This window comes from Neorhizobium populisoli (genome assembly GCF_019430945.1).
In the GTDB taxonomy this organism is placed as follows: domain Bacteria; phylum Pseudomonadota; class Alphaproteobacteria; order Rhizobiales; family Rhizobiaceae; genus Neorhizobium; species Neorhizobium populisoli.
Genome location: NZ_JAHYCB010000003.1, coordinates 42,896 through 66,192, shown reverse-complemented (window position 1 = coordinate 66,192; position 23,297 = coordinate 42,896). Strand labels below are relative to the sequence as shown.

Annotated in this window: 22 protein-coding genes; 12 read left to right on the top strand and 10 right to left on the bottom strand. The window is 60.5% G+C overall.

All coding sequences use genetic code 11. From position 1 onward, the window contains the following. Window positions 1–253: 253 nt before the first annotated feature. A complete protein-coding gene (locus KX729_RS08095; protein ID WP_219742513.1) occupies window positions 254–604 on the top strand; it encodes a flagellar export protein FliJ in 351 nt (116 codons plus the stop codon). A gap of 123 nt (window positions 605–727) precedes the next feature. Here KX729_RS08095 and KX729_RS08090 read toward each other — a convergent pair whose 3' ends face one another. After that, window positions 728–1,006 (bottom strand): GNAT family N-acetyltransferase, encoded by a 279-nt coding sequence (locus tag KX729_RS08090; protein ID WP_219741940.1) that lies wholly within the window; start codon window positions 1,004–1,006, stop codon window positions 728–730. 94 nt (window positions 1,007–1,100) lie between these two features. Here KX729_RS08090 and KX729_RS08085 point away from each other — a divergent pair, with 94 nt between their 5' ends. After that, window positions 1,101–1,574, top strand: coding sequence for a paraquat-inducible protein A (locus tag KX729_RS08085; RefSeq protein ID WP_219741939.1), 474 nt, complete (start codon window positions 1,101–1,103; stop codon window positions 1,572–1,574). A 103-nt stretch (window positions 1,575–1,677) separates the two neighbouring features. Here the strand turns inward: KX729_RS08085 and sciP are convergent, their stop codons facing one another. The 3 genes from sciP to KX729_RS08070 all read right to left on the bottom strand — a co-directional run bounded on the left by sciP (window position 1,678) and on the right by KX729_RS08070 (window position 4,054). Next, window positions 1,678–1,953, bottom strand: a complete 276-nt coding sequence (gene sciP / locus KX729_RS08080) for a CtrA inhibitor SciP (protein WP_062455190.1) — start codon at window positions 1,951–1,953, stop codon at window positions 1,678–1,680. Window positions 1,954–2,159: 206 nt separating this feature from the next. Beyond that, window positions 2,160–2,891, bottom strand: a complete 732-nt coding sequence (locus KX729_RS08075) for a sugar transferase (RefSeq protein ID WP_312990608.1) — start codon at window positions 2,889–2,891, stop codon at window positions 2,160–2,162. Between the two features lie 134 nt (window positions 2,892–3,025). Then, window positions 3,026–4,054, bottom strand: coding sequence for a DUF2793 domain-containing protein (locus KX729_RS08070; protein WP_219741938.1), 1,029 nt, complete (start codon window positions 4,052–4,054; stop codon window positions 3,026–3,028). A 227-nt stretch (window positions 4,055–4,281) separates the two neighbouring features. On the opposite strand from KX729_RS08070, the gene KX729_RS08065 reads away from it, so the two are divergent. The 10 genes from KX729_RS08065 (at window position 4,282) to KX729_RS08020 (ending at window position 15,165) form a co-directional block, all read left to right on the top strand. Next, window positions 4,282–5,532, top strand: coding sequence for a sarcosine oxidase subunit beta family protein (locus KX729_RS08065; protein ID WP_219741937.1), 1,251 nt, complete (start codon window positions 4,282–4,284; stop codon window positions 5,530–5,532). Window positions 5,533–5,563: 31 nt separating this feature from the next. After that, window positions 5,564–5,845: a sarcosine oxidase subunit delta gene (locus KX729_RS08060; RefSeq protein ID WP_219741936.1), complete on the top strand. Its 282-nt coding sequence runs from the start codon at window positions 5,564–5,566 to the stop codon at window positions 5,843–5,845. Continuing rightward, entirely contained in the window at window positions 5,842–8,799 is a 2,958-nt protein-coding gene (locus tag KX729_RS08055; protein ID WP_219741935.1) for a sarcosine oxidase subunit alpha family protein, read from the top strand. Before KX729_RS08060 ends, KX729_RS08055 begins: the two co-directional genes overlap by 4 nt. 52 nt (window positions 8,800–8,851) lie before the next feature. Then, window positions 8,852–9,358, top strand: coding sequence for a sarcosine oxidase subunit gamma (locus tag KX729_RS08050; RefSeq protein WP_312990603.1), 507 nt, complete (start codon window positions 8,852–8,854; stop codon window positions 9,356–9,358). A gap of 291 nt (window positions 9,359–9,649) precedes the next feature. After that, entirely contained in the window at window positions 9,650–10,552 is a 903-nt protein-coding gene (locus KX729_RS08045; protein WP_219741934.1) for a branched-chain amino acid ABC transporter permease, read from the top strand. A 1-nt stretch (window position 10,553) separates the two neighbouring features. Beyond that, window positions 10,554–11,942 carry a high-affinity branched-chain amino acid ABC transporter permease LivM gene (gene livM, locus KX729_RS08040; RefSeq protein ID WP_219741933.1) on the top strand — a complete coding sequence of 463 codons (1,389 nt, stop codon included), beginning with the start codon at window positions 10,554–10,556 and terminating at the stop codon, window positions 11,940–11,942. Next, window positions 11,942–12,808, top strand: coding sequence for an ABC transporter ATP-binding protein (locus KX729_RS08035; protein ID WP_246617483.1), 867 nt, complete (start codon window positions 11,942–11,944; stop codon window positions 12,806–12,808). Before livM ends, KX729_RS08035 begins: the two co-directional genes overlap by 1 nt. Further along, window positions 12,808–13,536, top strand: coding sequence for an ABC transporter ATP-binding protein (locus KX729_RS08030; protein ID WP_219741932.1), 729 nt, complete (start codon window positions 12,808–12,810; stop codon window positions 13,534–13,536). The genes KX729_RS08035 and KX729_RS08030 overlap by 1 nt, the downstream gene beginning before the upstream one ends. A gap of 10 nt (window positions 13,537–13,546) precedes the next feature. Next, window positions 13,547–13,900 (top strand): DUF6867 family protein, encoded by a 354-nt coding sequence (locus tag KX729_RS08025; protein ID WP_025603246.1) that lies wholly within the window; start codon window positions 13,547–13,549, stop codon window positions 13,898–13,900. Window positions 13,901–14,040: 140 nt separating this feature from the next. Continuing rightward, a complete protein-coding gene (locus tag KX729_RS08020; protein WP_219741931.1) occupies window positions 14,041–15,165 on the top strand; it encodes a branched-chain amino acid ABC transporter substrate-binding protein in 1,125 nt (374 codons plus the stop codon). Between the two features lie 73 nt (window positions 15,166–15,238). On the opposite strand, the gene KX729_RS08015 is transcribed toward KX729_RS08020, so the two are convergent. The 6 genes from KX729_RS08015 to KX729_RS07990 form a co-directional block, all read right to left on the bottom strand. After that, window positions 15,239–15,769: an AAA family ATPase gene (locus KX729_RS08015; protein WP_219741930.1), complete on the bottom strand. Its 531-nt coding sequence runs from the start codon at window positions 15,767–15,769 to the stop codon at window positions 15,239–15,241. 88 nt (window positions 15,770–15,857) lie between these two features. Beyond that, on the bottom strand, window positions 15,858–16,364 hold the full coding sequence (locus KX729_RS08010) for a chemotaxis protein CheD (RefSeq protein WP_219741929.1): 507 nt from the start codon (window positions 16,362–16,364) through the stop codon (window positions 15,858–15,860). A gap of 169 nt (window positions 16,365–16,533) precedes the next feature. Next, window positions 16,534–17,763, bottom strand: a complete 1,230-nt coding sequence (locus KX729_RS08005) for a hypothetical protein (protein ID WP_246617482.1) — start codon at window positions 17,761–17,763, stop codon at window positions 16,534–16,536. A gap of 177 nt (window positions 17,764–17,940) precedes the next feature. Continuing rightward, a complete protein-coding gene (locus tag KX729_RS08000; protein ID WP_219741928.1) occupies window positions 17,941–18,879 on the bottom strand; it encodes a response regulator transcription factor in 939 nt (312 codons plus the stop codon). After that, a complete protein-coding gene (locus tag KX729_RS07995; protein WP_219741927.1) occupies window positions 18,872–22,258 on the bottom strand; it encodes a hybrid sensor histidine kinase/response regulator in 3,387 nt (1,128 codons plus the stop codon). Before KX729_RS07995 ends, KX729_RS08000 begins: the two co-directional genes overlap by 8 nt. 126 nt (window positions 22,259–22,384) lie before the next feature. Continuing rightward, entirely contained in the window at window positions 22,385–23,119 is a 735-nt protein-coding gene (locus tag KX729_RS07990; protein ID WP_219741926.1) for an SDR family oxidoreductase, read from the bottom strand. Window positions 23,120–23,297 lie beyond the last annotated feature (178 nt).

Genomic DNA, 23,297 nt, shown 5'->3' with positions numbered 1-23,297 from the left:
ATTGGCCATCACCAAGAATGAATCAGCAGATGAGGAAAACCTGCTAAGTGATTCATTCGACTCAGACATTGTCGAGGCCAAATCGGCCCTGGCATTTACCTACCCTTAAACGATCGGGCTTATCATTAATGATGCCCGTAAACGAAAGGTTAACGCGGAGGCCAAATTATTAACGCCGCGGAAATATTTTCGGTCCAGAGTGTAACAATCTGGATACAGGGCCATGGGTCTCGCTATCCACGGAGTATTGCGTATGAAGTCGCGTGACAGCCTGGTTCGCCTGAAATCATTTCAGGTTAACGAAAAGCGTCGTCAGCTGCAGCAATTGCAGATGATGATGGCCGAATTCGAGCGAATGGCTAAAGAGCTCGAGCACCAGATCACTCTGGAAGAGAAAAAGTCCGGCATTACGGACCCGAATCACTTTGCTTATCCGACCTTTGCAAAGGCGGCACGCCAGCGCGCGGACAATTTGCAGGTGTCGATTCGCGAATTGAGAGTTCAGCAGGAAGCCGCCGAGCTTTCTCTGGAGGAAGCCGAAGCGGAATTCGCTAAAGCCTCTGCTCTCGAAGAACGTGATGGCGGAATGCGCGCCCGCGCTTAAAAACGGAGCGGGCCGCACGATACGGAAGAAAAATGCGGGGCGGCGCCTAGGCGCCTGCGCCCCATTTCCGTTTTTAATTTTCCCGTTAACGTTTCCCGGCTGATTGCCGGGCCGAACGGGTCGTCATTTCAGGATATCCTGCCATTCCGGATGGCGCTGCACCTGTGCCTTGAAGAACGGGCAGAGCGGAATGACCTTCCATCCACCTTTTCGAGCTTCCTGCACGGCGTGTTCGGCGAGCGCCTGGCCGACACCCTTGCCGCGAAGAGCATCCGGGACGCCTGTGTGATCGATGATGATCAGTTCCGGAGAGGCGCGCGAATAGGTCATTTCACCGACATGACCATCGACTTCCGCCACATAACGTCCGCCCGATTTGGTTTCTTCATCCGTGATGTTCATTCCAGCCTCGCTTTCATCTCTTTATCGATGATGTAATACGGGACGGGCCGAACGGAAATAGTCGCGGGCGAAGGTACGGGGTGACGGAGCGTCAATGAAGAGAATGAAGATCTGGCTTGGGCCGGTGCTTTTCCTGACCGCCGCGGTCTGCCTCGTTCTCGGGCTTTTCCTGCCGATCATCCGGTTCGACACGCTCTATTTCTTTGAAGAAACGCCGTCGCTGATCGAACTCGTGGATGCACTCTTCCGGGATGGCGACATTGCCCTGTCGCTGGTGGTCGGTTTGTTCTCTATCGCTTTCCCGGTCGTCAAGCTGGCCGGAATCGGTCTTCAGCTTTGGGGGCGAGGAGGGGAGAATGGGTTTCTCCGCCGCGTGATGCCGCATCTTTCCAAGTGGTCTATGATGGATGTGATGCTGGTGGCGATCGTGGTCTTCGCGGCGAAAAGCAGTGGTCTGGCAAGCGCGGTTTCGCAGCCCGGGCTTTGGTTTTATGCGGCTTCCACCCTGATCGCAGGCCTGTTGCCTGCGCTGGTTTCCGCCCCTGCCGAAGAACCTCCGGCTGCATAATACCACAGGCAAACTGAAAAGTGCCGTTGCATCTCTCTGCAGCGGCACTTTTGAATTTCCCCGGGCATTCCGGACGGGGAGATCTCTCCCCGCGAATTCGACGCTAATGGCGATATTGCTGGATGCGTGTGGTGCGCAAGCCAGCAAGGCCATGATCGTTGATGGAGGCCTGCCAGGACAGGAATTCTTCGACGGTGAGCGTATAACGCTCGCAGGCTTCTTCCAAGCTCAACAGGCCACCTCGAACCGCGGCTACCACTTCTGCCTTCCGGCGGATAACCCAGCGGCGCGTATTGGCCGGCGGAAGATCCGCAATCGTCAGCGGGCTGCCATCGGGGCCGATGACATATTTAACTCGGGGACGTATCATTTCGGTCATTGGACTCTCTACACAACACAAGACCACGTCGTAGAGCCTAGCGTCCCAGTTTTAACATTTGACTAAACAGGTCGCGGCATTTGTCGAGACTGTGACGATAATCGCATTGCGTGTCCCAGCTTGGGGCAATACGGCCTGGATTTCAGGCCCTGAAACGCAAGCGGGCCGCACGAAGGCGGCCCGGTCAAAACGGAAAAATGCAGTGATCAGAAGCCCTTGCCACCGCGAACTTCGGCAAGGACGGTGCCGAACATGATGCGCAGGTCGAGCAGGACCGAAAAGTTGTCGATGTAGTGGAGGTCGGAGGCTATGCGGGCGCGCGCCTTGCCGGGACGGTCGGTCGGGCCGCGCAGGCCGCGCATCTGTGCCAAACCGGTCATGCCCGGCTTCACCGAATGGCGGCGATGATAGTTCGGAACGAGATCCTCGTAGGGAATTCCGGCGGCGAGCATGCCGATCGCATGGCAACGGGGGCCGACGAGCGACATGTCGCCCTTCAGGACGTTCAGGAGCTGCGGCAGTTCGTCGATATTGGTCTTGCGGATGATCGCGCCGATGCGGGTGATGCGCGGATCGTTCTTCACCGTCTGGGCGACACCTGTGGAATCGCCAAGGTCGGTGCGCATGGAGCGGAACTTATAAACGCGGATTTTGCGGCAGTCCTTGCCCCAGCGCACCTGGGTGAACAGGGCAGGGCCGGGGCTGTCGAACCGGATCAGAAGCGCCACGAGCAGCAGAACCGGCGACAACACGAGGATTGCCGTCAGAGATATGCCGATATCGATCATACGCTTCATGGCAGCCTGTAGCGGAAAATCACGGCTGACGGGCAATGCTGCGACCGCGGCTTCACGAATTTCCACTGGCCTCGGCAACTGCAGTTCCCTGCTGCTGGAAGGCATATAGACGGTATTGTTGTGCAGATCAGAAACGCTCAAACCAGTCACCCGCATGATACCTTTCCAGCCCCCGCCGGCAAGCAATGACCCTTAATATAACACCTTATCACGCGAGTCATCAGCAAAGTTAATGACTGGTTAACGCTGAAGATAGTCTTTTTCGCGCTGCGGTATCAAAGCATCGCTAAAGATAACTCCGTACGCGAACCACCAATCAGGAGCTGTGCGGTACCAGCATGCCCGAGAGTGAGGTAATCGCCCGCAGAAAGGGAGAAAATCCCCATTGAGGACTGCATCTGTGGTCCGCCGCTAACGCAATCCAAAGAAAAAAGCGTCTGCGAGCCGTTCAGTAAAAGTGTGGTAGTGTGACCGGAAGAGCTCAATACTGCGGCATTTAGTGCCACCAGATAGAGGCCGGCGACCGGGATGACCACGCGATTTCCCCCGCCGGCTGCCGCCGCGCCGAGGGTAAAGCCACCCTGTTGCAGCGCGAATGTCGTGAAGCCGCTTTGCTGGCCGGCGGTCGGCGAAAAGCTGGTTCCGGTGCGGTAGGCGCGAACCGCAGGTTGGTTCGGCCGGCTGACATGGCCGGCGGCGGAGATCGAAAGGCCGGTCTTCCAGGTAGTGCCGTCGCTGACCTTGATGGCGAAATCGTTGCTGCCGGCAAGGCCCATTTCGGCGCGTCCGGTCCAATTGGTCTGGAAGAGGAGGGACGCGGTATCGCCGGTGGCGGCCTTGTTCACCTTGATCTGATGGCCATTGCCAGCATGGGTGAAGAGGCTTGCCGGGGAGGCGATTGCCAAGCGGTTGGTGGCGTCGGGCGTCGTGCCGATGCCGAGGCGGTCGACATTGCCTTCGGAAGGCAGGGGGATGTCGCGCCAGCCAGGATCGGAAAATACCTTGAGCTTCTCGAGCGATTCAAACCAGGCGCGCCAGCCGCGGTGAGGTTCGGCAAGGCTCCAGTGTCCGTCCTGCCAGGAGGCGATCCGGCCGGCCTTGCCGGTCCATATGCCGGTCGGGGTTGCTGAGATCAGGTAGCTGCTGCCTTCCGCCGGCGCGGAGGGCGGAGCGGACAGTTCGTCGACGATGGTCAGATGCACGAGCGCGTCGAGCTTCAACAGCGCTTCATTGTGAGTCACGTGCTTCTGAGCCTGCGAAGGCAGGATGAAGGGGATCGCGAGATTGTTGGTCGTGTCGGCCATCGTCTTTCTCCATTGCGGGTGGCCGGAGTCTAGGGGCAGCGGATGGGGCGGGGACGTTGCGCCAAGCAAGTGCTTGATATGGTTTGTACGGGGGCGGCAATCTTGCCCCATTATTGCCATGCGGGGCTGGTCGTGATTGCACTTGTCCTTTATCCCGCTTATGCGCTTAGACTCGCATGTTCCAATGCGGGCACCTTGAAGACGCTCAGTGATTGACGGGATCGAGAATGCGATATTCGGCCTATTCCATCTTCAAGCAGGCGCTATCCGGCAATCGACTCTGGCAGCCGGCCTGGCGCGAGCCGCAGCCGAAGCCGCATTATGATGTGATCATCGTCGGTGGCGGCGGGCACGGTCTTTCGACGGCCTATTATCTTGCCAAGGAATTCGGCATCACCAATGTCGCGGTGCTGGAGAAGGGCTATATCGGCTCAGGCAATGTCGGCCGCAACACGACGATCATCCGCTCCAACTATCTGCTCGAAGGCAACAACCCTTTCTACGAGTTCTCGTTGAAACTCTGGGAAGGGCTGGAAAGCGACTTCAACTATAATGCCATGGTCTCGCAGCGCGGCATGCTGAACCTTTTCCATTCCGATGGACAGCGCGACGAATATGCGCGCAAGGGCAACGGAATGCGCATGCATGGCGTCGATTCGGAACTGCTCGACCGGGAACAGGTACGAAAGCTGGCGCCCTACCTTAACTTCGACCATGCGCGGTTCCCCATCATGGGGGCGCTTCACCAGAAACGGGCCGGCACCGTGCGGCACGATGCGGTCGCCTGGGGATATGCGCGAGGCGCCGATCAGCGCGGCGTCGATATCATCCAGCATTGCGAAGTAACCGGCATCCGCCGCGAAAACGGCGTGGTCGTCGGCGTCGAGACCACCAAGGGCTTTATCGGCTGCAACAAGCTGGCGCTGGCGGCGGCCGGCAATACGACGACGGTCGGGCGCATGGCGGATCTGGAACTGCCGATCGAGACGCATGTGCTGCAGGCCTTCGTCTCCGAAGGTCTGAAGCCGGTGGTCGATCACGTCATTACGTATGGCGCGGGACACTTCTATATATCGCAGTCAGACAAGGGCGGGCTCGTGTTCGGCGCCGAGATCGATTTCTATTCGTCCTATGCCCAGCGCGGCAACCTGCAGACCGTCGAGCATACGATGGAAGAGGGCGTGTCGCTGATACCGGGCCTGTCGCGCGCCAAGGTGCTGCGCAGCTGGGGCGGCGTCATGGACATGTCGATGGACGGTTCGCCGATCATCGACCGAACCAGTATCGACAATCTCTACCTGAACTGCGGCTGGTGCTACGGCGGTTTCAAGGCGACGCCGGCCTCCGGGTTTTGCTTCGCCCACCTGATTGCTAAAAACGAGACGCATCACGTCTCGCGCTTCATGCGGCTCGATCGCTTCGAGCGCGGTTATACGATCGACGAGGCGGGCCGTGGTCCGCAACCTAACCTTCACTAAGATGCCAAACCTTCATTGAGAGCTTCTCCCCATGGCAAGCCTGATCACCTGTCCGCATTGCGGCACCAGACCCAAGGAAGAGTTTTCGATCCGCGGCGCGGCCGGGCCTGAGCGTCCGTCACCGACCGCGAGGGACGAGGACTGGCATCGTTATGTCTATGTCCGAGACAATCCCAAGGGTCGTTACCAGGAACACTGGCACCATGTCGCCGGCTGTCGCCGCTGGTTGGTGGTCGATCGTGACAACCTTTCCCATGAGGTGTTCGGCGTGACCGATGCGGCGGAATTCGAGCGGGCAAGGGTGGCGAAATGACATCCTTTCGTCTCACCGCCGGCGGCGCGGTCGATCGCGATCACGCGCTGAATTTCACCTTCGATGGCAAGGCCTATAAGGGCTTTGCAGGCGATACGCTTGCTTCGGCGCTGCTTGCCAACGACCAGATGCTGATGGCGCGCAGCTTCAAATATCACCGACCGCGTGGCGTAGTGACGGCAGGTTCGGCCGAGCCGAATGCGCTGATGACGTTAGGCATCGGCGGGCGAACGGAGCCGAACGCCCGCGCGACGGTGACCGAGCTGTACGATGGGCTGACGGCGAAAAGCCAGAACCGCTGGCCTTCGTTGAAACACGATTTCGGCGCGTTCAATAGCGCGCTGTCGCCCTTTCTCGGCGCGGGTTTCTACTACAAGACCTTCATGTGGCCGGGGCTGTTCTGGGAAAAGTTATACGAACCGCTGATCCGCCGCGCCGCCGGGCTCGGCAAGGCGGTCATGCAGGCCGATCCGGATCGCTACGAGAAATCCTGGGCGCATTGCGACCTGCTGGTGATCGGTGCCGGTCCGACCGGCCTGATGGCGGCGCTTGCAGCCGGCCGTGCCGGAGCGCGAGTGATCCTGGCTGACGAAGGGTTCCGTTTCGGCGGCTCGCTTCTGTCCGAAGGCGCATCAATCGACGGGCGTCCGGCTGCGGAATTTGCAGCTTCGATCGTCGGCGAACTTTCGGCGCTGCCGAATGTCACGCTGATGCCGCGTACCACCGTATTCGGCTGGTATGACGACATGGTGTTCGGCGCCGTCGAGCGGGTGCAGAAGCATGTCGCGGCGCCATCTCCCGATCTGCCGATGGAGCGGATGTGGCGCATCATTGCCAAACAGGCGATCCTGGCCACCGGTGCGGAAGAGCGGCCGCTGGTCTTCGGCGGCAATGACAGGCCGGGGGTGATGACTGCCGGCGCGGTGCGGACCTATCTCAACCGCTTCGGCGTTGCGGCCGGCAAGCGGGTCGCGATCTTCACCAATGGCGGCTCCGGTTATCGAACGGCTGCCGATCTTCTGGCGCAGGGCATCGAGGTGGCGGCGATCGTCGATGCGCGGGCGCAGTCAAACGACGCCGCGCCACAGGATGTGCGGGTGATGCGTGGCGGCTCAGTCATCGCGACCAAGGGCCGGCTGCGAATCGACGGGTTGATTGCGGAGCGCTCCGGTCTGGACGAGGTGATCGCCTGCGATGCGCTTGCCATGTCCGGCGGCTGGTCGCCGATCGTGCATCTGATGTGCCAGCGTGGCGCCAAGCCGGTCTGGTCCGAGGATAAGCAGGCGTTCATGGCGCCGGACGTCGGCGGCACGTTCGCCGCGGCCGGTTCCGCGGCCGGTTTCGACACGATCTCCGTCTGTCTAAGGGATGGTGCGGCCAAGGCGCGTGCGGCGCTCAAGGCGCTCGGCAGGCTGGTCGGGCCGCTGGATATTCCGGATGTGGAGGGCGAATACGATCCGTCCTTCGCGCCGCTCTGGTATGTGCCGGGGGCGAAGGGCAAGGCCTTCGTCGATTTCCAGAACGACGTGCATGTCGGCGATCTCGGCCTCGCGCAGCGCGAAGGCTTTCGCCATATCGAGCATACCAAGCGTTACACGACCGCCGGCATGGCGACCGATCAGGGCAAGCTCGGCAACGTCAATACCGTCGGCATCGTTGCCGGCATGCGCGGCGTCTCGCCGGCCGAGATCGGCACGACGACGTTTCGGCCTTTCTATACGCCGGTTTCGTTCGGCGCGATGGCAGGTACTGCGCGGGCCGAACACGCGGCTCCCTTCCGCACCTCGCCGCTGCACGGCTGGGCGCGCAAGAACGGCGCCGTCTTCGTCGAATCAGGCCTCTGGCACCGTTCCGCCTGGTTCCCTCAGGAGGGTGAAAAGACCTGGCGCGAAAGCGTTGATCGTGAAGTGCTGAACGTCCGGGCCAATGCCGGGCTCTGCGACGTCTCGACGCTCGGCAAGATCGAGGTTTTAGGACGAGGCGCGGCGGAATTTCTCGACCGCATCTATTCCAACGGCGTGTTGAAACTGCCGGTCAGCAGGGCGCGTTACGGGCTGATGCTGCGTGAGGACGGGATCGTCTTCGACGACGGCACCGTGAGCCGTCTTGCTGAAAACCGCTATGTGATCACCACGACAACCGGGTCCGCGTCCGAGGTGCTTTCGCATATGGAATTTGCGGCGCAGACCTTCTGGCCGGAGCTCGACGTCCGGTGCGTTTCCGTCACGGATCAATGGGCGCAGATGTCGCTTGCCGGTCCCAAGGCACGGATCATCATGGGACGGGTCGTGCAGGACGATATTTCCGACACGTCCTTCCCGTTCATGAGTGCGAAAGAAGTGACATTACGTGGAGGTCTGAAGGGTCGGCTCTTTCGCATCTCCTTCTCCGGCGAACTGGCTTACGAGCTCGCCGTGCCGGCAGGTTACGGCGAGGCGGTGGCGGATGCTATCATGGAGGCAGGCCGCGAGGAGGGCATATGTGCCTATGGCGTCGAGGCTCTGAATGTGCTGCGCATCGAAAAAGGCCATGTGACGCATAGCGAACTCGAAGGCCGCACCACGGCGGATGATGTCGGCCTTGGCCGGATGATGGCGATGCAGAAGCCGGATTTCATCGGCAAGCGGCTTTCTACCCGTTTTGGGCTGACCGCAGCCGACCGTCTGCAACTGGTCGGCCTGAAGCCGATCGAAGCGGATAAGGAAATCAAGGCCGGCGCGCATCTCCTGAAAGATCAGGCCAAGCCGTCGCTGGCGAACGACCAGGGCTTCGTTTCATCGGCCTGCTTCTCGCCGGTGCTCGGTCATTTCATCGCGCTGGCGCTCCTGAAATCCGGTCGCGAGCGTTATGGTGAAAAGATCGTCGTGTGGGATGGGCTGCGCGGCACGGAAGTGGCCGCAGAAGTTTGTTCCGCCGTCTTCGTCGATCCCGAAAATCTCAAACTGCATCTTTGAGGACCCGCCGATGTCGTTTCATGATCTCTATCGGCATGTTCTCGAAGACCTCGTGACCGGCTTTTCGACGGACCGAAATGCCAACCATCTTGCTGTCGCGCGCCGGCCGGCGATCCTTTCCGTGCTGGCCGCCGCGGGACAGGAGACTTCCGTCGCGGAAGCGCTGCATGCCGTGGAAAACGCCGCGCCGCGCTTCTGCGGCCCGTCGGAATGGCTGCTCGTTTCCCGTACGCTTAGTGCCGAGCACCTGGCTGATGCTCTCTTCGATATCCGGGGCGCATTGGTCGTCGATCAGAGCGAAGGGAAGGTCTTGCTGTCAATCTCAGGCCCGGCGGTGAGGACCGTTCTGGCAAAATGCGTGGCCGTCGATCTGCATCCCGAGGCCTTCGCGATGGGACAATCCGCCAACGCCTTGATCTGCCATTTGCCGGGAAATATCGCCCGCACCGGCGATGATGAATTCGAGATCGTAACGCCGCGTTCTTTTGCTGTTTCAGTCTTCGAAGAATTGTTGGAAATGGGTCGTGAACACGGCCTCACGCGTAATTTTACGGAATAGGCGGCGGTAAAATCCGCGGTTGCGATTTTAGTTATGTAAGAGATGCGGTTTTAAATTTCGCCGACGATTTTCGCTGGCTAATTTTTCGTCGAAAACTGCCTGATTTTTGGAATTTGTGATCTTTGTCGCGCCAGGGTGTTGAGAAATGCCGCGATTTCGCCGCCCTCTCGGCTTTTTGTCTTCACATTTCTTACGAAACCGTTATGGAATGCCGCTAAGAATGCAAGAACCCGCAAGGGCCAGAATACAGAGATGCGACCCAATAAGAGGTCCGCATCCGGGGGAAAATATATGGAGTATTTTATCCAGCAGCTCATCAACGGGCTGACTCTTGGATCCATCTATGGCTTGGTGGCTATCGGCTATACGATGGTTTACGGCATCATCGGCATGATCAACTTTGCCCATGGTGACATTTTCATGCTCGGCGGCTTCGCTGCCCTGATCGTCTTCCTCATCGCGACATCCTTCTTCGCCGGCATTCCGGTGGCGCTGCTCCTGTTGCTGATGCTGGTCGTCGGCATGCTGATGACGGGCCTGTGGAACTGGACGATCGAGCGCGTTGCCTATCGTCCGCTGCGCGGTTCGTTCCGGCTCGCGCCGCTGATCACCGCGATCGGTATGTCGATCGTGCTGTCGAACTTCATCCAGGTAACGCAGGGTCCGCGCAACAAGCCGATCCCGCAGCTGGTGACCGACGTCTACCATATCGGCGACATCACCATCTCGCTGAAGCAGATCATCATCGTCATCATCACGGCGGTGCTGCTGTTCGCCTTCTGGTACATCGTCAATAAGACGCCTCTCGGCCGTGCCCAGCGCGCCACCGAACAGGACCGCAAGATGGCGGCACTGCTCGGCGTCGACGTCGACAAGACGATTTCGATCACCTTCGTGATGGGCGCCGCACTCGCCGCCGTCGCAGGCTGCATGTACCTGATGTATTACGGTGTCGCCTCGTTCAACGATGGCTTCATTCCGGGCGTCAAGGCGTTCACCGCGGCAGTTCTAGGCGGTATCGGCTCGCTGCCGGGCGCGGTTCTCGGCGGGCTGATGATCGGTCTCATCGAGTCGCTCTGGTCGGCCTATTTCACGATCGCCTACAAGGACGTCGCGACCTTCGGGCTCCTCGCTTTCGTCCTGATCTTCAAGCCGACGGGTATTCTCGGCCGGCCGGAAGTGGAGAAGGTCTAACATGACGACCCAAGCTGAAAACACTTCTTCCGGTCTGATGGCAAAGGCCGTCAAGGAGGGCATCTTCGCGGGCTTCATCGCCTTCGGCATGTTCCTCCTCTATGTCGGCATCGAGACCTATCAGAACATCGACAACCAGCTCGTTTGGCGCACCCGCTGGGGTCTGCTGGCGGTCTTTGTGGTCGTCGCGGCAATCGGCCGGTTCCTGACGGTTGCCTTCTTCAAACCGATGGTCGATCGCCGCAAGCTCGCCAAGGCGAAGACCGGCGTTCTGGAAATTTCCAGCGAGAAGAGCTTCTTCCACAAGCACTTCCTGAAGATTGCACTGATCGCCCTGCTGCTCTACCCGATCGGCTCGGTCATGCTGTTCGGACCGCAGGGCTCACTGAAATATGTCGATAACTTCGGCATCCAGATCCTGATCTACGTGATGCTCGCCTGGGGCCTCAACATCGTGGTCGGCCTCGCTGGTCTGCTCGATCTGGGCTATGTCGCCTTCTATGCGGTCGGCGCCTATTCCTATGCGCTGCTGTCGGCAAACTTCGGCCTGTCCTTCTGGGTTCTGCTGCCGCTCGCCGGCATTCTGGCAGGCTTCTGGGGTGTCATCCTCGGTTTCCCGGTCCTGCGTCTGCGCGGCGACTACCTGGCGATCGTGACGCTTGCCTTCGGCGAAATCATCCGCCTCATCCTTATCAACTGGACGGATGTCACCCGCGGCACTTTCGGTATCTCGGGCATCGCCAAGGCTTCGGTTTTCGGCATCTGGTCGTTCGACGTCAGCTCGCCGAACTATTTTCCGAAGGCGATGGGCCTCGCGACCTCGTCTGCGTGGTACAAGATCTTCCTGTTCTACATCATCCTGGCGCTCTGCCTGATCACCGCCTACGTGACGATCCGCTTGCGCCGCATGCCGATCGGCCGTGCGTGGGAAGCGCTGCGTGAAGACGAGATCGCCTGCCGTTCGCTTGGCATCAACACGGTCGCGACCAAGCTTACCGCTTTCGCCACTGGCGCGATGTTCGGCGGTTTTGCCGGCTCCTTCTTCGCCACCCGCCAGGGTTTCGTTTCGCCGGAAAGCTTCGTCTTCCTGGAATCGGCCGTCATCCTGGCGATCGTCGTTCTCGGCGGCATGGGCTCGCTCACCGGCATCGCGATCGCGGCGGTGGTCATGGTCGGCGGCACCGAGCTGCTGCGCGAGATGGAATTCCTGAAGCTGATCTTCGGTCCGGACTTCACGCCCGAACTCTACCGCATGCTGCTTTTCGGTCTGGCGATGATCATCGTGATGCTCTTCAAGCCGCGTGGTTTTGTCGGCTCCCGTGAACCGACCGCCTTCCTCAAGGAGCGTAAGGCAGTCTCCGGCAGCTTCACCAAGGAAGGTCACGGCTGATGGCTTCCGGAACGAATACGATGAACGATACGATCCTCAAGGTCGAACACCTGTCGATGAAGTTCGGCGGCCTGATGGCCATCAACGACCTCTCCTTCGAGGCCAAGCGCGGTGACATCACCGCGCTGATCGGTCCGAACGGCGCAGGCAAGACGACCGTCTTCAACTGCATCACCGGCTTCTACAAGCCGACGATGGGCATGATCACGATGAAGCAGCGCGAAGGGAAGGATCACCTTCTCGAGCGGCTGAGCGATTTCGAGATCACCAAACATGCCAAGGTCGCCCGTACCTTCCAGAACATCCGCCTGTTTTCCGGCCTCACGGTTCTGGAAAACCTGCTGGTGGCGCAGCACAACGTGCTGATGAAGGCGTCGGGATACACGATCCTCGGCCTGCTCGGTCTGCCGGCCTACAAGAATGCGGCCAAGGCTGCGATCGAGAAGGCAACTTACTGGCTTGAAAAGGCCGATCTGGTCGATCGCGCCGATGATCCGGCCGGCGACCTTTCCTATGGCGCGCAACGCCGTCTGGAAATCGCCCGCGCCATGTGCACCGGTCCCGAGCTGCTTTGCCTCGACGAACCGGCCGCTGGCCTGAACCCGAAGGAATCGCTGACGCTGAACGCGCTGTTGCGTGGCATCCGCGACGAAGGCACCTCGCTGCTCCTGATCGAGCACGACATGTCCGTCGTCATGGAGATTTCCGACCACGTCGTGGTTCTGGAATACGGCCAGAAGATTTCCGACGGTACGCCGGACCATGTGAAAAACGACCCCAAGGTGATCGCCGCCTATCTCGGCGTTGAGGACGACGAGGTGGAAGAGGTGATTGCGGAAGTCGAGAGCGAAGGAGGAGCGCACTGATGGCCGGTGAGAACCTCCTGAAGGTCCAGGGTGTCGAGACCTATTACGGGAATATCCGTGCGCTTTCGGGCGTCGATGTCGAAGTCAACAAGGGCGAGATCGTCAGCCTGATCGGCGCCAACGGCGCCGGCAAGTCGACGCTGATGATGACCATCTGCGGCAGCCCGCAGGCGAAGACCGGTCAGGTCATCTTCGACGGCGAGGACATTACCCGCCTGCCGACGCATCTGATCGCCCGCAAACGCATCGCCCAGTCGCCGGAAGGTCGTCGCATCTTCCCGCGCATGACCGTTTTGGAAAATCTCCAGATGGGCGCCAACCTGGACAACCTGAAATACTTCAAGGAAGACGTGGAGAAGATTTTCGTGCTCTTCCCACGCCTGAAGGAACGTCAGAGCCAGCGCGGCGGCACGCTTTCGGGCGGCGAGCAGCAGATGCTGTCGATCGGACGTGCGCTGATGGCGAGGCCGAAGCTGCTTCTCCTCGACGAACCGTCGCTCGGCCTTGCACCGCTGATCGTCAAGGGCATTTTCGAAGCGATCAAGAAGCTCAATCAGGAAGAGGGCCTCACCGTCTTCCTCGTCGAGCAGAACGCATTTGCCGCGCTGAAACTGTCCGACCGGGCTTATGTCATGGTCAACGGACGCGTGACGATGTCGGGATCCGGCAAGGAACTTCTGGCCAATCCGGAAGTCCGTGCCGCCTATCTCGAAGGCGGAAGGCACTAGGAGATCGAAGATGCAGGGACTTTTCTTTGAAGAAGGTGACGGCGTCCACCTGGTGTTGCGCTTTGCCGTGGTGATCCTCGGCTTCTGGACCGCATGGCGCACCGGCAAGGCCGTCGCCGAAGGCTGGGGCGGTCTGGCAACCGTCGTGATCTATACGCTGCTGCTCGGCGTCGTGATGCGTTTTCTGCATTACGCCCTGTTCCAGGGGCCGTTCATCAGCCCGTTCTATTACGTCATCGACGTAGTGCTGCTGCTGGCGTTTTCGATCTCCGGCTTCCGCATCCGCCGGACGCGACAGATGGTGCAGAACTACTATTGGCTGTATGAGTCTGCATCCGCTTTTTCCTGGAAGAAGAAAGATTGACAGGCAGGCCGATCTGTTCTCAGATTGCTGCAGGTCAATCCTGAATGGAACCTAGAGTGGAACAGTTTCCGGCATGATCGCGGTGGGTATCGCGCCGGCATATCAAAATCTAACCCGCTTAAAAAACTGGGAGTAAATCAATGAAGAAGTCTCTTCTTTCCGCTGTTGCGCTGACCGCCATGGTCGCTTTCAGCGGCAACGCATGGGCCGACATCATCGTCGGCGTCGCTGGCCCGCTCACCGGCCCGAACGCAGCTTTCGGCGCCCAGCTCCAGAAGGGTGCTGAACAGGCAGCTGCCGACATCAACGCTGCTGGCGGCATCAACGGCGAGAAGATCAAGATCGTTCTCGGCGACGACGTTTCCGACGCCAAGCAGGGCGTTTCGGTTGCCAACAAGTTCGCGTCCGACGGCGTCAAGTTCGTCGTAGGTCACTTCAACTCGGGCGTTTCCATCCCGGCTTCGGAAGTCTACGCTGAAAACGGCATCGTTCAGGTGACCCCGGCTTCCACCAACCCGACCTTCACCGAGCGCGGCCTGTGGAACACCTTCCGTACCTGCGGCCGTGACGACCAGCAGGGCGGCGTTGCCGGCAAGTACATCGCCGACAACTTCAAGTCCGGCAAGGTTGCCGTCGTTCACGACAAGACCCCGTATGGCCAGGGCCTCGCTGACGAAACCAAGAAGGCCATGAATGCCGCTGGCGTCAAGGAAGTCCTGTACGAAGGCGTCACCCCGGGCGACAAGGACTACTCTGCTCTGATCGCCAAGATGAAACAGGCTGGCGTCACGCTCGTCTACTGGGGCGGTCTGCACACCGAAGCCGGCCTGATCATGCGTCAGATGAAGGACCAGGGCATCAAGGCTCCGATGATGTCGGGCGACGGTATCGTTTCGAACGAACTCGCTTCCATCGCTGGCGACGCTGTTGACGGCACGCTGATGACGTTTGCTCCGGATCCGCGCAAGAACCCGGCTGCCAAGGAACTCGTCGAGAAGTTCCGCAAGGCTGGCTTCGAGCCGGAAGCCTACACGCTGTACTCCTACGCTGCCCTGCAGATCATCGCTCAGGCTGCTACCAAGGCAAAGTCCACGGACGGCCAGAAGGTTGCTGAAGCCATGAAGGCCTCCGGCCCGTGGAAGACCGCGATCGGCGATATCGGCTTCGACAAAAAGGGCGACATCACCCGTCCGGACTACGTCATGTACAAGTGGGGCAAGGGCTCCGACGGCAAGTACACCTACACCGAAATGGCCGGCAAGTAAGACTTGGCCGCCATCTTGGATGGAACAGGAAGCCCGGCAATGCCGGGCTTCTTTGCGTTTGGGACCGGCACAGCTACCGGCGAAGCCGCTCCAGAATGAAATCGGCCCGCTCGGCAACAGTGACTTTGGGCAGGATCACCGCCTCGTAACCGAGCAGGGCATAGGCGCCGAGCAGGCGGTCGTATTCGGCAATCGCGTCCGTGAGGCCATGCCGGCGGTCGGCGTCGGTTCGATAGATTTCCGGCCAGGGCGGGGTGAGGAAGACGCGGTGGTGGTATCGGTGAAGCTCGCCGAATTCTGCTAACGCCGGTTCGCCGGTGGCGTGCTGCAGCGCGCCGGCCGCGTCGATGAGGCCGCGATCGAAAAAGGTCCAGCCGGAAAGGCCAGCCGCAGCAGCTCTGTCCGCCAGCGCCATGTCGACGGCGCGCCGGGCGAAGGCAGACAGATCGATCCAGGGGAGGGCGTCGCCGCCGGCTGCCGTCTCTTCGGCGAGGATGCGCCGGCCGGGTTCTTCGACAGTGGCGTAGCCACGCTGGGCAAACTCGGCGCGCAATGTTGATTTCCCGCCGCCGGAGCAGCCGGACAGGATGACGAAATTGTCCATTCGTCGTCTCTTTCAAAAGTCATGGATGGGAGCGCGCCAAGCCACGCATGGACCGGGTTCGCGCAAGAGGCCGGTTTCCAGCAGGTGATTACCGCAGGCGCCGCGACACCATTTTCGTCGCGGGGAGGTGGAGGCCGACATCCTCCGTTACCTTCAACCATACTCTGCCGCTGGCCGGATGGAAAGTGACCCAGCGGGCAAGATCGTCGCCGAGGCTTTCGTCAGTGATGTCGATGCCCTCTGCCTGCAGGAAGTCGCGCGCGAAGGCGGCGTTCAGCGCGCCCGCGTCCTCACCATTGGGGCAGCGGGTTCGGCCGCCATACAGTTTTGCCCTTAGGGGCCGGCGGTTCGATCTGCGCCCACGCACGGCGTCCACCAGTGAACGCATGGCGACGTCGCCATAACGCTGCTGCCGTTCCGTTCTGTCCTGATGTCCGCCGTTCGGAAGGATGAAATGGTTCATGCCGCCGATGCCGCTTTCGGCATCATAGATGCAGGCGGAGACGCAGGAGCCGAGAACGGTAATGAAGATCGTCTTCGGATGTTCGGAAATCGCCGACTGGCCGCCAAGGATGTGAACAGGCTGGTAATTCATCAGATTCATCGGACCGCCAATGCAAGACAATGGCCGTCAGTCTTGTCTCAAAGCATGAATCGCGCGGTTGCAACCCTACCACTAACTATCAGTGGTAATAAGTGCGTTCTTGCACTCGTTTTATAATTGTAGCGCCTTGTTGCGGGCGGAGCGCGTAAACATCCGTTTTTCAGCCGTCGACGCGGCTGCACGTGCCGGCAAGATTCTCGGGTTTGAAATTGGCAAAATCCGCCGCCGGTAGCGGGCCTGCGGTCATCAAGGTGAAGTCGAAATTGGACCGGCTGTCGGATCCCAGCACATACTGGCGGTGTACGCGCAGGAAGTTGAGCTTGATCCGCTTGTAGCGTTCCGGGGAAACCATACGCTTGATGCGCAGGAAGGCGAGGCTTGCCTGCGGCGCGTCGGGATGGCCGGCGAGCGCGACGACGCGGCTTTTGTAGAAGCTGATACTGTCGGTGAGGCATTGGATTTCGAGCCAGAATATTTCCGGCGTCCGGGCAATCCTGCCGATCGCTTCTCGCAAGGTGGCTGCCGATCGCAGCAGCGAACATTGCAGGATGGCGCCGCCCAGGGTGACGAAAGCGACCCGCTTGCCCTGCAGGATATCGGGGTTTTCAGCGAGCAGCCGGCCGATCGTGTGGGCCGCGACCGTTGATCCCATGCTGTGGGAGGTGATGACATATTCGTCGGCGTCGTCTTCCAGCACCGTCCGGATGTCCGTGATGCAGGTTTCGATCCACTGGTTGACTTCGGGCCTGTCGAGCCTTGCCATGGCGACGGCCAGTTCCCAGTCGGCTAGAAGATGCAGGGTATGGAGCCTGCGCAGAGCCGGTGCATAGACGAAGCCGTGGACCGCCACGGCGAGCGGCAGGCTCCAGGCGTAATTCCACACCCCGATATTCAGGAGAAACGGCAGGCCGGCGATAACCAAGCCTGACAGGCCGATCAGCATCAGCATCAGGAAAGGGAAAATGAAGAATAGGCCGAAACGCCAGGCGTGACGGAAATATCCGGACAGTCCGCCTTGCACCACGACGCGGAATGCTGCGGCATAACCGGCGAGGATGCGGGTTCGCATCGGCTTGCCGTTGAGGCTTGCGACGAGCGAGGCGTGGTCGAAGCAGTAGACACGGCTTTCCGTCAGATGGCCGGCATGCTGGCACGATATGTCGAAATATGCCGTGGACGCGGCGCGCTGAACCGGGCCGACATTGGCGGCGAACCCCCAGGTCTTTCCACTTTGCGCCGCCGAGCGCGCATATCGGTCATGATGCAGATTGGCGTCCAGCGGCTCGAAGCCTGGAAAATGCAGCACGATACGCTTCTTGACGAGCCTTTCCGGACAGTCTTGGTCGGGGTGCGCGGAAGGGATGCGCGGCTGCAGCGCTGTGGGGCTCATGATGACTCTTACGCTTTTCCAGGTTCACGTCTGGCAAGATAAAGGATACCGACCGTCGGCGAAATCCCTGTGGCGACAGCCTTGCATGTTTCGGATTAAGGCGGGCTTAACCATGGAATTGGGGCAAAACATCGCTGATCCGATGAAAGTCCCGATTATGCATCTGCCGGGAAGGTTCTAGCCGGATCGCTCCTCGCCGTGAAGCACATGGGCGGCCTTGACTGCGGCAGAGGCGCGGTTCTCGACGCCGAGCTTCACATAAATCTGTTCCAGATGCTTGTTCACCGTGCGGGCGGATAGGCCGAGGATATCGCCGATATCCTTGTTCGCCTTGCCCTTGGCGATCCATAAAAGCACCTCGGATTCCCGCTGGGTGAGGGGGAAATGCCGGCGCAACACCTCGTCGTCCGGACGGCGAATAACGGCGGCGGCCAGCCGGAACAGATATTCGTCGGCACCGATCGCGCCGAGGAAGGAAAATTGTAGTCCGGCTTTTGCATCGTCTGCCAGTGCGAAGGCCGCTTCGCGGGCAAAGCCCGGCCTGTCGCGCTCCGCCATCCACAGCGCGATACGGCGGGCGACGATATCGAGCCCGTCGTCGCTGCCGGTTGCGGCGTTGACCAGTCGCGTGGCCTGCGGCGTCGACCAGTGGATCGCGCCATTCGCCTTGACCGCCAGCAAATGCCGCCCGGCGGCATCGAGCGCCACGCGAGCACTCTGGGCGGAGCGGGCGTTGGAAAGGTGGACGCGGATGCGGGCGCGCAGTTCGTCGATATTGATGGGCTTGGTCAGGTAGTCGACGCCACCGGACTCGAGCGCGTTGACCACGTGCTCGGTTTCGGTGAGGCCGGTCATGAAGATGACCGGCACCTGCGTCACAGCGGCATTGGTTTTAAGCTTGCGGCAGGTCTCGAACCCGTCCATGCCGGGCATGACCGCGTCGAGCAGGATGAGGTCCGGCGTGATGCGCTCGACGATGTTGAGCGCCGCCTGTCCGGATGTGGCGATCAGAACCGAGAAGCCGGATTTTTCCAGGGCCTCGGTGAGGAAGCCAAGCGCCTCTGGGCTGTCGTCCACCAGGAGGACGATGTCGCGGGGCAGGGCGGCCTCAGCCATCGGTCGTCTTCTCCATATCCAGCCTAGTCAGGAATTTCATGTAGCCGGCGATATCGAAGGCTTTCACATAAGCTCCGGCCTCTTCGGCAAAGCGCCGATGTTCCTCCGTCTGGGCGAGATCGGCGAGCTTGGCTTCGATACCGCGCACATAACCGATTTCCCCCAGCCGCAAAAGGTCTTGCACGTGGTTGGCGCCCGGACTTCTGACCGGTGGCCTGGGACCGGCCGGTATTGGCAGCGCCGTTTCGTTTTCATAGACCCAGACGAGACCGAGATGGGCCGCAAGCTTGTCGGCCAGCCGGCGGATATCGACCGGCTTGGCGATCGCGTCATTGTGGCCGTCGGTGCCGGCATTCGCACTGGCGCCATCGCCAATATTGGCCGACAGCATGACGATCGGCGCCGTCTGGCCGGTCTCGCGCAGCTTTTCGACCAATTGCCAGCCGCTCATGCCGGGCATGGAGATGTCGACGAGGAAAAGGTCCGGTGTGACGCCTTCGATCAGCGTCAGACAGTCCGGGCCGCTATTGGCGGTGAGCACGACGAAATCCATCGGCACCAGTACTTCGCGCATCAGGTCGCGATGGTCCTCGTTGTCGTCGACCACGACGATGGTGCGGCGTGGGCCGGTATAAGAGACGATCTTCTTTTCCGGTGCCGGCGCGGTGTTTGGCCGTTCGATGGCCGAGAGCATCAGTCGCACCTTGAAGATCGAGCCTTCGTCCTTGATGCTGGCGACGGCGATCTCGCCGCCGAGTGTATTGGTCAGCAGCCGGGTGATGGTGAGGCCCAGCCCGAGGCCCGGCATCGGGCGGATATTGTCGGCTTCGCCGCGTTGGAAGGGTTCGTAGATTCGCGTCAGGTCCTTTTCGGCAATGCCACGGCCGGTATCCGAAATGGTGAAGGTGGCGACCTGGCTGCGATAGGCGACCTCGAAGCGCACCTTGCCTTCGTCGGTGAACTTTATGGCATTCGACAACAGGTTGACGAGGATCTGGCGCAGTCGCTTTTCGTCGGTGCGGACATATTGCGGCAGCGCTCGCGCGCGTTCGTGCTCGAAGCTCAGGCCCTTGGCCTGAGCCTGCAGGCCGAACATCTCGACGATCTGGTCGAGGAAGTCCTGGATGTTGATCTCGTTGGAATAGACCTGCAGACGGCCCGCCTCGATTTTGGAAATGTCGAGCAGGCCATCGATCAGGCCGGATAGGTGGTCGGCGGAGCGCTTGATGACCTTGATCGCCGACTGGCGTGGGGCGGGAATGGTCTCATCGCGCTCGAGGATCTGGGCGTAACCGAGCACGGCGTTCAGCGGCGTGCGCAGCTCGTGGGAGAGGCCGACGACGTAGCGGCTCTTGGCGCGGTTAGCGGCTTCAGCGGTTTCCTTCGCGTCCTGGAGTGCTGCGTCGGTCTTCTTGTGGGCGGCGATTTCCTTGAGGAGCAGCGTGTTCTGGCGGGAGGATTCCTCTTCCGCTACCACACGGCTGTCATGGGCCAGCACATAGAACCACGAGACGATGCCGGCGAAGATGGCGAAGACGAAAAAGACGATGAAGATCGTGCCGTAAATCACCTCCGCATTGGCGGGTGCGGCAAGCCCGACCTGATAGGCGATCATGGCAAGCACGGCGCCGATCGCCGAAATCGCCAGAACCGCAGTTGTAGCGTAGCGGCCGAGCCTTGTTGTCAGCCGAGCGATGACGCTTTCCGGCAGCACCGCGCGAGCAACCGTGCCGACCTGGGTGTTCAGTCGTGCATGCGGCTTGCACATGTCGTGGCAGCGGCTGTCCAGTGAACAGCAGAGCGAACAGATCGGCGCGGCATAGGCCGGGCACCAGGCCATATCCTCGTGCTCGAACGTGTGCTCGCAGATCGAGCAGGTGATCGAGCCAAGGGTTTTCCAGCTCTGGCGCGGCTTGCGGGCGAGGTAATATTTGCCCTTGGTGGCGAAGGCGATGGCGGGCGACAACAGGAAGGCGATCAGCGTCACATAGGTGGCGAGCGATGCCATCAGCTGCCCGAACAAGCCGAAATGCGCCGCAAGCGCCACGCCGGCGGAGCCGAACATCGAGCCCAGGCCTACCGGATTGATGTCGTAGAGATGGGCGCGCTTGAACTCGATGCCTTCTGGCGACAGGCCAAGTGGCTTGTTGATGAACAGGTCGGCCGAAATGGTGCAAAGCCAGGCCATGGCGACGATCGAGAAGATGCCGAGCGTCGCTTCCAGCAAGCGATAGATGCCAAGCTCCATCAGGAGCAGGGCGATCACCACGTTGAAGACCAGCCAGACGACGCGGCCGGGATGGCTGTGAGTGAGGCGCGAGAAGAAGTTCGACCAGGCGAGCGAGCCCGCATAGGCGTTCATCACGTTGATCTTCAGCTGCGACACGACGACGAAAGCGGCCATCAGCAGAAGAGCGGCCGTCTGGTTCGGGATCATATAGCCGAAGGCGGCGAGATACATATGGGCCGGGTCTGCTGCTTCTCGAATTGGCGTTCCGGTCGCGAGCGTCAGAACGGCTAAGAAGGAGCCGGCGAGTAGTTTCGGCACGCCGACGACGACCCAGCCGGGGCCGGCGAGAAACACCGCCAACCGGTGCCGCCATTTGCGCACACCTTCGGACGGCAGGAAGCGCAGGAAGTCCACCTGCTCGCCAATCTGCGGCATCAGCGCCAGGATGACGGCGGAGGCGGCACCGAACTCGACGAGATCGAAAGGGGCGGGGCCAGCGACCTGCGCATTGGAATGGCCGATACCGGCAAAGGCCCGCCAGAGGTCGAATTTTTCCCAATCGAGAAAGGCGATGAACACGAAGGGCAGAATGTTCAGCACGATCCAAAAGGGCTGGGTGACGAGCTGGAACCGCGAGATCAGCTGCACGCCGTAGATGACGAGCGGGATGACCACTGCGGCGCTGATGATATAGCCGATCCAGGGCGGGATGCCGAAGGCGAGATCCAGCGCGCCGGTCATGATTGAGGCTTCGATCGCAAACAGCATGAAGGTGAAGCTCGCATAGATCAGCGAGGTGATGGTCGAGCCGATGTAACCGAAGCTCGCGCCGCGGGTGAGCAGATCGATATCGACGCCGTGGCGGATCGCATAACGGCTGATCGGCAGGCCGATGATCAGCATGGCGACGGCGGCGGCGCAGATCGCGAAAAACGCGTTGGTGGTGCCGTAGGAAAGCGTGATCGCCCCGCCGATCGCCTCCAGCGCCAGGAAAGAGATGGCGCCGATCGCTGTCTGCGAGATGCGGCTTGAGGAAAAGCGGCGGGCGCTCTTGGCAGTGAAGCGCAGTGCATAGTCTTCCAGCGTCTGGTTGGCGACCCAACGATTGTATTCACGCCGGATGGGGATGATGCGTTGCCGCGCTGCCATGCCTATTTTCTAGCGCCCCGAAAGAAATGTCTGTCCTTTGGGCACTTTCGGATTTGGCGTCGGGTTTTGCAAGCAAAGATGATGCGGTGCGAAAAATCGTCACCGCATCATCGGGTCGGTTTCGGCTTAGACTGTGCTGCGCGTCGGGCTGATGACGATCTCGTTGGTATCCACATCTTCCGGCTGGTCGATGACATGCAGGATGGCGCGGCCGATGGCGTCCGGCTTCAGGGCAATGCTACGGAAGCCGGTCATCATATCGGCTGCGGCTTGATCGGTGATCGTTTCGGCAAGTTCGGATTCGACCACGCCGGGATAAACGCAGGTAACCCGCAGCTTGTCACTTTCCTGGCGCAGTCCATCGGAAATGGCGCGCACGGCATATTTCGTCGCACAGTAGACGGCCGAGGTCGGATAGACTCTGAGACCGCCGATCGACGAGATGTTGATGATTTGGCCGAAACCCTGAGTGTCCATCACCGGCAGGACGGCGGCCACGCCGTACAAAACGCCGCGGATGTTGACGTCGATCATCCGGTCCCATTCCTCGACCTTCAGCGACGCCATCGGCGAGAGCGGCATCAGGCCGGCATTGTTGACGATCACGTCGATGCGGCCGAACTCGGCCATTGCTGCATCGGCAAAGGCTTGGAAATCCTGTCGGTCCGTGACGTCGAGCCGCTTTACCAGGACCGTGCCGCCAAGAGCACGCAGTTCCGTGGCAAGGTTTTCAAGGCGATCAAGCCGGCGGGCGCCGAGCACCAGTTTAGCGCCGGCAGCGGCCAGCACGCGGGCGATACCTTCACCGATGCCGCTGCTGGCACCGGTGATGAGGATCACTTTTTCGGTAATGTCGGTCATGTTGTTTTCCTCTGTGAGCAGCGGGATGCGCTGCAGGCAGAGGGGTTATGAACCGTATGAGGTGGCAGGCGGTATCAAGCTTGTCCGGACTTGTTGCCTGATCGTCCGTATGCTCGGTAAATCCTACAGGCCCGGGGCGCTGCTGCAATATCGCCACGAATTTGCACAATCTCTTGCA

What these genes read in the sequence shown, in the direction of transcription:
- KX729_RS08095 (WP_219742513.1), top strand. Translation starts at nt 254, where the DNA reads ATGAAGTCGCGTGACAGCCTGGTTCGCCTGAAATCATTTCAGGTTAAC.
- KX729_RS08090 (WP_219741940.1), bottom strand. Translation starts at nt 1,006, where the DNA reads ATGAACATCACGGATGAAGAAACCAAATCGGGCGGACGTTATGTGGCG.
- KX729_RS08085 (WP_219741939.1), top strand. Translation starts at nt 1,101, where the DNA reads ATGAAGAGAATGAAGATCTGGCTTGGGCCGGTGCTTTTCCTGACCGCC.
- sciP (WP_062455190.1), bottom strand. Translation starts at nt 1,953, where the DNA reads ATGACCGAAATGATACGTCCCCGAGTTAAATATGTCATCGGCCCCGAT.
- KX729_RS08070 (WP_219741938.1), bottom strand. Translation starts at nt 4,054, where the DNA reads ATGGCCGACACGACCAACAATCTCGCGATCCCCTTCATCCTGCCTTCG.
- KX729_RS08065 (WP_219741937.1), top strand. Translation starts at nt 4,282, where the DNA reads ATGCGATATTCGGCCTATTCCATCTTCAAGCAGGCGCTATCCGGCAAT.
- KX729_RS08060 (WP_219741936.1), top strand. Translation starts at nt 5,564, where the DNA reads ATGGCAAGCCTGATCACCTGTCCGCATTGCGGCACCAGACCCAAGGAA.
- KX729_RS08055 (WP_219741935.1), top strand. Translation starts at nt 5,842, where the DNA reads ATGACATCCTTTCGTCTCACCGCCGGCGGCGCGGTCGATCGCGATCAC.
- KX729_RS08045 (WP_219741934.1), top strand. Translation starts at nt 9,650, where the DNA reads ATGGAGTATTTTATCCAGCAGCTCATCAACGGGCTGACTCTTGGATCC.
- livM (WP_219741933.1), top strand. Translation starts at nt 10,554, where the DNA reads ATGACGACCCAAGCTGAAAACACTTCTTCCGGTCTGATGGCAAAGGCC.
- KX729_RS08035 (WP_246617483.1), top strand. Translation starts at nt 11,942, where the DNA reads ATGGCTTCCGGAACGAATACGATGAACGATACGATCCTCAAGGTCGAA.
- KX729_RS08030 (WP_219741932.1), top strand. Translation starts at nt 12,808, where the DNA reads ATGGCCGGTGAGAACCTCCTGAAGGTCCAGGGTGTCGAGACCTATTAC.
- KX729_RS08025 (WP_025603246.1), top strand. Translation starts at nt 13,547, where the DNA reads ATGCAGGGACTTTTCTTTGAAGAAGGTGACGGCGTCCACCTGGTGTTG.
- KX729_RS08020 (WP_219741931.1), top strand. Translation starts at nt 14,041, where the DNA reads ATGAAGAAGTCTCTTCTTTCCGCTGTTGCGCTGACCGCCATGGTCGCT.
- KX729_RS08015 (WP_219741930.1), bottom strand. Translation starts at nt 15,769, where the DNA reads ATGGACAATTTCGTCATCCTGTCCGGCTGCTCCGGCGGCGGGAAATCA.
- KX729_RS08010 (WP_219741929.1), bottom strand. Translation starts at nt 16,364, where the DNA reads ATGAATTACCAGCCTGTTCACATCCTTGGCGGCCAGTCGGCGATTTCC.
- KX729_RS08005 (WP_246617482.1), bottom strand. Translation starts at nt 17,763, where the DNA reads ATGAGCCCCACAGCGCTGCAGCCGCGCATCCCTTCCGCGCACCCCGAC.
- KX729_RS08000 (WP_219741928.1), bottom strand. Translation starts at nt 18,879, where the DNA reads ATGGCTGAGGCCGCCCTGCCCCGCGACATCGTCCTCCTGGTGGACGAC.
- KX729_RS07995 (WP_219741927.1), bottom strand. Translation starts at nt 22,258, where the DNA reads ATGGCAGCGCGGCAACGCATCATCCCCATCCGGCGTGAATACAATCGT.
- KX729_RS07990 (WP_219741926.1), bottom strand. Translation starts at nt 23,119, where the DNA reads ATGACCGACATTACCGAAAAAGTGATCCTCATCACCGGTGCCAGCAGC.